This window comes from Streptomyces sp. NPDC000878, assembly GCF_053599695.1.
The window spans coordinates 1-5,310 of sequence record NZ_JBSFMT010000163.1 but is presented as its reverse complement, the minus strand read 5'-3'; the positions used below and the strand labels follow the sequence as shown (position 1 = coordinate 5,310).

Annotated in this window: 7 protein-coding genes; 6 read left to right on the top strand and 1 reads right to left on the bottom strand. The window is 63.8% G+C overall.

What is annotated here, in order from left to right:
* Nucleotides 1-476 precede the first annotated feature (476 nt).
* Complete coding sequence (locus ACWDR4_RS49730) at nucleotides 477-836, bottom strand: hypothetical protein (protein ID WP_450418779.1); 360 nt, start codon at nucleotides 834-836, stop codon at nucleotides 477-479.
* A 191-nt stretch (nucleotides 837-1,027) separates the two neighbouring features.
* Here ACWDR4_RS49730 and ACWDR4_RS49725 point away from each other — a divergent pair, with 191 nt between their 5' ends.
* The 6 genes from ACWDR4_RS49725 (at nucleotide 1,028) to ACWDR4_RS49700 (ending at nucleotide 4,960) form a co-directional block, all read left to right on the top strand.
* Nucleotides 1,028-1,447 carry a hypothetical protein gene (locus ACWDR4_RS49725; protein ID WP_450418778.1) on the top strand — a complete coding sequence of 140 codons (420 nt, stop codon included), beginning with the start codon at nucleotides 1,028-1,030 and terminating at the stop codon, nucleotides 1,445-1,447.
* Nucleotides 1,407-1,931 carry a DUF6879 family protein gene (locus ACWDR4_RS49720; RefSeq protein WP_450418777.1) on the top strand — a complete coding sequence of 175 codons (525 nt, stop codon included), beginning with the start codon at nucleotides 1,407-1,409 and terminating at the stop codon, nucleotides 1,929-1,931. Before ACWDR4_RS49725 ends, ACWDR4_RS49720 begins: the two co-directional genes overlap by 41 nt.
* A 7-nt stretch (nucleotides 1,932-1,938) precedes the next feature.
* Nucleotides 1,939-2,793: a helix-turn-helix domain-containing protein gene (locus ACWDR4_RS49715; RefSeq protein ID WP_450418776.1), complete on the top strand. Its 855-nt coding sequence runs from the start codon at nucleotides 1,939-1,941 to the stop codon at nucleotides 2,791-2,793.
* Nucleotides 2,794-2,805: 12 nt separating this feature from the next.
* Nucleotides 2,806-2,988: a DUF397 domain-containing protein gene (locus ACWDR4_RS49710; RefSeq protein ID WP_450418775.1), complete on the top strand. Its 183-nt coding sequence runs from the start codon at nucleotides 2,806-2,808 to the stop codon at nucleotides 2,986-2,988.
* A 625-nt stretch (nucleotides 2,989-3,613) separates the two neighbouring features.
* The gene (locus ACWDR4_RS49705; RefSeq protein WP_450418773.1) at nucleotides 3,614-4,231 is read left to right on the top strand and encodes a sigma factor-like helix-turn-helix DNA-binding protein; all 618 of its coding nucleotides are present in this window, start codon (nucleotides 3,614-3,616) and stop codon (nucleotides 4,229-4,231) included.
* 6 nt (nucleotides 4,232-4,237) lie between these two features.
* Complete coding sequence (locus ACWDR4_RS49700) at nucleotides 4,238-4,960, top strand: hypothetical protein (protein ID WP_450418771.1); 723 nt, start codon at nucleotides 4,238-4,240, stop codon at nucleotides 4,958-4,960.
* Nucleotides 4,961-5,310: the final 350 nt, after the last annotated feature.

Sequence of the window (5,310 nt, the reverse complement as noted above, 5' to 3'; positions counted from 1 at the left end):
TACTCATGTTGCTCTTGCTACTCACTACCTGTGACTGCTTCCTCTGGGACCATCCGTCCCAGTATCAAGCTGTCCGGTCGGCAGGGGGAACCTCAGGGAGCTATACGGCCGGACGTGCGTCCCACCGCTGGTTGTAGGAGCAGACGACTTGGCGACACCACTCGCAGCAGTCGCCACAAGCGAATGCCGGGGCCGAGGAGCCGCCTACCTCGACGGGTCCTATGAAGATCACAAGTTGATCGGAGCGACGGCAGAGCAGACAGGTGCCCCTGACCCACTGGCGACGGGTCATGCTCCGGCCTCGGCGCGTTCCTGCCGAGTCCGCGTCACAACGAGCTGGTCCGGGTTGTCGGCCGGCCACTCGGAACGAGCCGCGGCCCGGAGGATGAGTACGCCATGTCTGACGTCCGTCACGATCGCCCGGCAGCCCGGTTTGTACTCGACCTCGTCTCCGACACCAGGCCGCTCTCTCTGAGTCACTGTGGTGTCCCGCCGTTCCTCTCGACGTAGACCCATGTCAGGCGCCGGGTGAGGTTGGCTACGTCACGCATGAAGAAGAAGGCAGTGAAGCTCGGCGTCTGTCTGCCGGGGCGGTTGGTCAGGTCCAGCAGCTTGTACGCCTGCCGGAACAGGTCCATGACTTCGTCATCGTCGTTCGCGCCCAGTTCTTCGGCCAGGAGCAGACTCACGAGACCGATGACCCTCGTCGTCTTGAAGTCGATGTCTTCTCGGGTCGACGTACTCAGCTCCATCTTCAGCACGTCATCCGTGATGCCCGAGATCGACTCAACATCGATGGGCAAGTTGTCGACGTCGGCCTCGGGTTCCTCGGTCACGCTCACCACCACGCTTCTCCCCTCGATGCTGCCTGCGCGGGGTTGGGTTCGAGAACGAACGTAGAACGACTGCCGTCCAACTCCCAAGAAGATTGCGCGAGTTTGCAGCGAGTGGATTGACGGCCTCGAACAGGCCCTCGACCATCGAGGCATCGCGCAAACAAGCGCAAGGCAGCAGACAGGAGAGCGCCATGAAGCTACGGTTCCTTGGTAAGAACTCCACCGTGGGCGACTGCCCGACCCTGTACGCCACGGACCGGGACACGTACCTCGTCCAGGGCTGGAAGATCTTCGCGAACGACCTGCTGATGCGGCTCGACATCCCCGACGGGCAGACGGCAGTGGAAGTACCGACGGAGCTGTTCGAGTTCCTGAAGGAGGACGGACTGGTAGCCAGCGAATTCAGGCGTCTGGAAGACCCGATCATGATCCTGACGCCTGCTGGCACGTACGTCGTCCAGGGCCTGGAGGTCACCGACCCCGAGGCCCTGTCCCAGATGGAGATTCCGGACTACGAGACCGTGGTCGAGGTGCCCAAAGCCACGATCACCGCCCTACTGGAGGAACCGCGTGGAGTTGATCTCCAGCGCCAAGCGCAACCGGCTCTTTGAGACCTTCACGGAGGACGCCTTCCATCTGGAGCTGAGGGACGACTACTCGGTCCCAGACGAGGACGGCCCGTTCGAGAACTGGCTCCGCGGAGAGTCAGTCGACTACTCGTACATGGAGCCGTGGGCGCAGCTGATCCAGCGCGTCACCGGCGAGGGCAAGTCCGTCCGTCGCGTACGCGTCGTCACCCAACCGCACACGCCCTACATCCAGTGGGAGTACGCCGCCACCTCACGCAATGAGGCGGCAGGCGAGGAGATCCGGTGGATTCCTCGGCAGCTCGTTCCGCCCGAGCTGGTCTTCCCCGCAGGCGGCAACGACTGGTGGCTGTTCGACGGACGCCTCCTGGCCGTGGGCCACTTCGACAACGACGGCCGCGTGCTCGGATCCGAGCTGGTCGAGACTCCCGACCTCGTCGCCGAGTGTGTTCGCGTCCGGGACCTGCTCTGGGACCTGGCCACCCCGCACCGCGAGTACAAGCCCTGAACCATCCGTGAGCAACCAAGCACAAGAAACACGCGAGGCACTGGGTGCCCGACTGCGCGGCTTCCGCAAGGATGCCGGATTCACCAGCGGCCGGGCCCTGGCGCGCACACTCGACTGGCAAGAGTCGAAGGTCTCTCGCCTTGAGCACGGGAAACAGAACGCTAGCGAGCAGGACATCAGGGCCTGGTGCACGGCTACCCGGCAAGAGCAGCACATCAATGACCTGATTGCCACAGTGCGCCACATCGACGAGCTGTGGCTGGAGTGGCGCCGACAAGTGCAGACGGGCGCCGAGACCCGGCAAAAAAAGTCCCTGCCCGTCTACGCCAGGACCAAGGTCTTTAGGATCTGGCACCCCAACATGATCTGGGGAACCTTCCAGACAGCGGACTACGCCGCCGAGATCTTCCAACAAGCCGTCCGCTTCCTGGAGTTCCCCAACGACACCGAGGCCGCCGTCGGCAAGCGACTCGAACGGCAGCGGTACCTGTATGAGGGCAACCGGATCTACAACGTGCTCCTCGGCGAACAGGCTCTGTACTCCAACGTCGGCGGACCAGAGGTTATGAGGGCTCAACTCGACCGCCTCCTGGCCCTGATGGGGTTGCCCCGTGTGAGTCTGGGCATCGTCCCGCGTGCAGCCGCCACGGAGATCTGGCTCGGTCACGGCTTCTCGATGTTCGACGACAAACTCGTCCTGGTTGAGACCTACTCGGCAGAGTTCTCCGTCACGCAGCCCCGAGAGATCGAGCTGTACACCAAGGCCTTTGCCCTCTTGAGGCAGTCCGCGGTCTACGGCACCGCCGTCCGCGACCTCATCCTCACTGCCAACCAACATTTCGATCAGATGCCGAGCGACTAGGAGAGCACCACCATGCAGCCTGTGACCCCGAACTGGCGCACGAGCACCTACACAGGGACCGAGAATTGCGTTGAAGTAGCTGACAACGACCCGACGAAGGTGATGGTGCGGGACACCAAGGCCCGCAGCCACGGAGTCGTGGCCATCCAGCCAGCCGCTTGGTCGGCGTTCATGGAGTTCGCCAAGAACCGCTAGCGACGAGCCGTAGAAGATGGATGCCCATGCACTGCAACTGCTGGTCACCAGCAGTTGCAGGAGCTCTCCATCCCTTGCCACGCGCTCCTGCTGCTCCGTGAGCCCGTGACCTCGGTCACATGAGCGTAATTGAACGATCGCTCACAGTTTGCGCAAACCGTGACGGACAAGGAGCCGCTTCGATGGATACACAGGTGGCAGGCGTGGCGAAAGCAGTGGCGCGAGCGGGCGGGGGATGGTGCGAACCCGTGTACGACATTTGCCGTAACCGGAAAGCTACTCTCCGTTAAAAATTGGTGGTGAGGCGCTCTGCACGAACTGGCCCTCATGCACGGTTTGCTTCTCGCAGGAGTAACGAGACTCCAGGTGCCGGAAGTTGACGAGCTGGGGACGAACTGCTGACTGGCGCCGCATGAGATCAAGAGGACCACCAGGTGACACTCGACGACGTTGCCAGCCTTGTGCTGGCCTCGGCCGCCGCGGCTCGGGCGTTTGCGCCCGACGTGCGTTCCGGTTTCCGACGCCTCCTGAGCGCCGGCGTACGGGTCGGTGCGGCGACTCTCATCGAGCAACAGCAGCCCGTCGCTCAGCCCGACCAGCCCGGGCGCGACGAAAGAGGCCGTCGATGAACGCCCAGCCTCCGGACGACCGCGATGAGCGCGCCCTGCGCGAACCGAGCGACATGATGCCGCCGGCCTTCTGGGCCTTCCACGAGCTGTACCACCAGGCCTACTTCGAGTACGCCCAGGTTCAGTTGGGCGACAAAGTCGCCGCAGACCGCCTGGTGGACACCACCTTCATCTTCCTGGCGGTCATCTGGGAGAAGGTGACCGTCCACGAGAACCCCGGCGCTCTGGCCTGGACCCTGCTCAAAGAGCGAGTCGCCAGCGAGCTGGAAGCCCAGGGCCGCGATCCGGCCGCCCAGGCGACACTGGCCTTCGAACGCGCCATACGCGCGGCCTGCGATCCCATCCTGGACAGCTTCCGCCAGGAGTTCCGCGCGCAGGTTACCGAACTTGAGGACGGCTTGGGCCTTTACGCGGCAATGGCCCGCTTACCGGAGCGCCAGTTTGATGTGATGGTGCTCCAGTTCGCCCTCGGCTTCCATACCAAACGCACTGCGCTGGTCATGGGCATCTGCGAGGCGACCGTCCGTTCGACGCGCCGCGCTGCCAAGCGGCGGCTGGCTGCGGACCTTGGACTGGAGATCGACGAAATCGGGGACGTCGATGATGAGGAGTGACTAACCATGGGCTCGCAACGCCCGCGCACGATCGAAGAAGCTCTCGCTCGAGCTCGCATCTTCGCCGGCACCTACACGCCGGCCGACCTTGAGAGCTCCCAGCAACGCATCGCGGAGCAACTGCTGGAACTGCGCTGGATGCAGGCAATAACGTCCCCCGCCATGGTCTCTGGGGGCCGCTCAGCGTGGGCACCACTGATGCTCCACGAGCGGGCGGCTCACGACCTCCGAGCCCTGTGCCAGGGCGTCATCCACGATGACGATGCCGCCCGTCGCCTGGCTCACTTCGATGACGCACGCGACCCCGGGGGCGCCCTCGCCTTCGCCTGTCTGCTCATGCTGGCCGACCACGAGGAGGGAGCGCAGTTCTGGCTCCAGTTCGCGGCTGGCGGCGGCCAAGCCACCGGAGCGCTGTGCCTATACCTGCTGCACCTGCGCCGCGGCGAATGGCGCGATGCCCAGCACTGGGCCAGACAGATGGCCAGCCTCGAACACGAACCCTGCCAGTACTCGCCAGTCGCACATGAAGTCGTCGAGACGACCTCAGAGGCCGGCGGAGTCACCGTGTTCATCGACTTGCCAGATGACCAAGTGGTTGTACCAGAGGCCTCGGTCAAGGACGCGTTGGAGGACCTGGACGTCCAGCTCATTGAGGAGCTCGGCGCAATCCCCCAGCCCAGTCCCGGGCTGGCACACCAGCTCGAAGATCTGGTCACTGCCGGTCGTTAGCCCTCGGACACTAATCGCCTGTTTGGTGCGCGACAGGCACGCGAAGTCCCAGAATCGGCCAGGCTGGTTCGGCGAGGACCAGCTGACCGGCAGCGATTTGAAGGGGCCCTCGATGCCATGGGCCTTCTGGAAGCAGCTTCAGTTCGGTACGCCGTGGGCAGATTGAAGGACTTCTCCGCCCGACTCGAACCGCGCAAATCCGTCCCCGCTGTCCGTGGGTTATGCGAACGGCTCTACAGGAGGCATGGTGCTCTCCTAGTGTCCTGCGCCAGTAGTTGATCGTTAGTTGGTGTGTGACTTCTGCTGTTGGTGCGTCAGTTCCTCGTCGGGGCCCCAAGTTGGTGCCGTTG

Coding starts and splice junctions, on each gene's coding strand:
- ACWDR4_RS49725 (WP_450418778.1), top strand. CDS start 1,028: ATGAAGCTACGGTTCCTTGGTAAGAACTCCACCGTGGGCGACTGCCCG.
- ACWDR4_RS49710 (WP_450418775.1), top strand. CDS start 2,806: ATGCAGCCTGTGACCCCGAACTGGCGCACGAGCACCTACACAGGGACC.
- ACWDR4_RS49705 (WP_450418773.1), top strand. CDS start 3,614: ATGAACGCCCAGCCTCCGGACGACCGCGATGAGCGCGCCCTGCGCGAA.
- ACWDR4_RS49700 (WP_450418771.1), top strand. CDS start 4,238: ATGGGCTCGCAACGCCCGCGCACGATCGAAGAAGCTCTCGCTCGAGCT.